This is a genomic window from Streptomyces specialis (assembly GCF_001493375.1).
Taxonomy (GTDB): domain Bacteria; phylum Actinomycetota; class Actinomycetes; order Streptomycetales; family Streptomycetaceae; genus Streptomyces; species Streptomyces specialis.
This window is the reverse complement of sequence record NZ_LN929840.1, coordinates 1-2,548: the sequence shown is the minus strand read 5'-3', so window position 1 is coordinate 2,548 and position 2,548 is coordinate 1. Positions and strand designations below refer to the sequence as shown.

The 2,548-nt window shown below is 72.6% G+C and carries 1 protein-coding gene; it reads left to right on the top strand.

Annotated elements, in window-relative coordinates; translation table 11 throughout:
- Nucleotides 1-135 precede the first annotated feature (135 nt).
- A complete protein-coding gene (locus tag BN2279_RS09400; protein ID WP_059008282.1) occupies nucleotides 136-2,457 on the top strand; it encodes an arylsulfatase in 2,322 nt (773 codons plus the stop codon).
- The last annotated feature ends 91 nt before the right edge of the window (nucleotides 2,458-2,548 follow it).

Here is a 2,548-nt window from a genome sequence, read left to right as displayed (position 1 = left end):
GTGGCGTGAGTGGGTCGAACGAATGCGTGTGCCGGTAGGGCTGCCGGGCTACCAGTGGGCGGGTCTACGTTGTGTTTGTGAGTGAAGCGGCGCCCCCGGAGTGCTACACTATCCTCTTCGTCGGCAGCGTCAGAGGTGTATAAGAGCCAGTCCCCGTACCGCCGCAATCCCTACGACGACTTCGGCGGCATCGTCGGCCGGACGTTCGCCGAGTCGGAGGCCGCCTGGCCCGAGCGGCGCCGCCCCGGCGCGGGCGCGCCGAACATCGTCGTCGTGCTGGTGGACGACATGGGGTACAGCGACATCGGCCCGTTCGGCGCGGAGATACCGACGCCGGTCCTGGACCGGCTGGCCGAGCGCGGTGTGCGGCTGACCAACTACCACACCATGCCGCTGTGTTCCCCCGCCCGGGCCGCGCTGCTGACCGGGCTGAACCCGCACCGCGTGGGCTACTCGTTCGTCGCCAACGCCGATCCCGGCTTCCCCGGTTACGGCATGGAGATCGCCGACGACATCCCCACCCTCGCGCAGACCCTGCACGACGCGGGCTACGCCACCTACGCCGTCGGCAAGTGGCACCTCACGCGCGACTCCGCGTCCAACGCCGCCGACGACCGGAGCAACTGGCCGCTGCGCAAGGGCTTCGACCGGTACTACGGCGTGCTGGAGGGCCTCACCAGCCTCTTGCACCCGCATCAACTCGTGCGGGACAACAGCCCGCTGGACATCGACGCGTTCCCCGAGGGCTACTACTACACCGACGACATCACCGACGAGGCCATCGCGATGGTGCGGTCGCTGCGGGCCCACGACGCCGACAAGCCGTTCTTCCTCTACCTCGCGCACAACGCCGTCCACGGCCCGCTCCAGGCCAAGCCGGAGGACATCGCGCGCCACCGGGGCCGGTACGACGAGGGCTGGGACCGGCTGCGCGAGACCCGGTTCGCCCGGCAGATCGCCGACGGCCTCTTCCCGCCCGGCACCCCGCTGCCGCCCCGCAACCACGAGGCGGGCCACGAGGTCGGCCCCTGGGACGCGCTGACGCCGGAGGAACAGCGCCTGTACGCCCGGTACATGGAGGTCTACGCGGCGATGGTCGACAACATCGACCAGAACCTCGGCCGGCTCCTCGACACCCTCGAAGCGCTCGGCGATCTGGACAACACCATCGTCGTGTTCACGTCCGACAACGGCGGCACCGGAGAGGGCGGCCCCGAGGGCACCCGCAGCTACTTCAGCCGCTTCGTCCAGCACCCCGGGCTGCCGGACGACTGGGACCCCGACGTGGACCGCGACCCGGAGCTGATCGGCGGCCCGCGCACCCTCGTGCACTACCCGCGCGGCTGGGGCATGGCGTCCAACACCCCGTTCCGCCTCTACAAGGGCCAGACGTACGCGGGGGGCGTGCGCGTCCCGTTCGTGCTGTCCTGGCCGGCGGGCGGGCTGCCGGACGGGCTGCGCGACCAGTACCAGTACGTCACGGACATCGCGCCGACGCTGCTGGAGCTGGCGGGCGTCGAACGTCCCCGGATGCTGCGCGGCGGGCCCGTGCAGGAGCTGGACGGCGTCAGCTTCGTGCCGGTGCTGGCCGATCCGGCGGCGGACTCGGCGCACGTCGAGCAGTACTGCGAGATGTCGGGCAACCGCAGCTACTACCGCGACGGCTGGAAGCTGGTGACCCAGCACCGGCGGGGCGACGACTACGACGACGACGAGTGGGCGCTGTTCGACATCCGGCGCGACCCGACCGAGACGACCGACCTCGCCGCCGACCACCCCGACGTCGTCAAGGAGCTGGCGGCGGCGTGGGAGGCGGCGGCGTGGCGGGACGGCGTGTTCCCGCTGCCGGACACCAGCGGCGCCCTGGCGCTGCGTTCCCCGGACGAGGAGCGGCTGCGCCGCCCGGTGACGCTGCTGCCCGGCACCCCGGAGCTGGAGCGGTACCGTTCCTCGCGGCTGATCTCCTTCCGGTCCTTCGCCATCACCGTGCGCCTGCGCCGGCACGGCCCCGGCGACGCGGGCGTGCTGGTCTCGCACGGCGACCAGGGCGGCGGGTACAGCCTGTACGTGGAGGACGGGCGGCTGTGGTTCGCGTACAACGAGTACGGCGTGCTGCACGAGACGGACGCCGGTCCGCTGCCGGCCGGGGAGCACACCGTGGAGGTCGTGGCCACCGCCCTGCCGGGCATCCGCTGGGCGTTCACGGTGGCGGTGGACGGCACCGCGACGGCCACCGGCCCGGCGGTGCACCAGCTCATCGGGATGGCGCCGTTCCAGGGCATCAGCGTGGGCGTGGACCGTAAGTCCCCCGTGTCGTGGCCGCTGTTCGAGCGGCACGGCACGTTCCGGTACACGGGCGGGCTCACCTCCGTGACCTACACCCCGGGCGCGCCCGCGCCGTACGACCCGGAGACGGTGGCCCGGACGCTGCGGGAGGCCGCGGCGGCCTTCGAGTAGCCGGGGCCTGACGGACGCGAAGGCGGCGCCCGGCCGGTGGGCCGGGCGCCGCCTTCGCGTCCGACGCTGGCGGCGCAGACGAGGGTGCAGG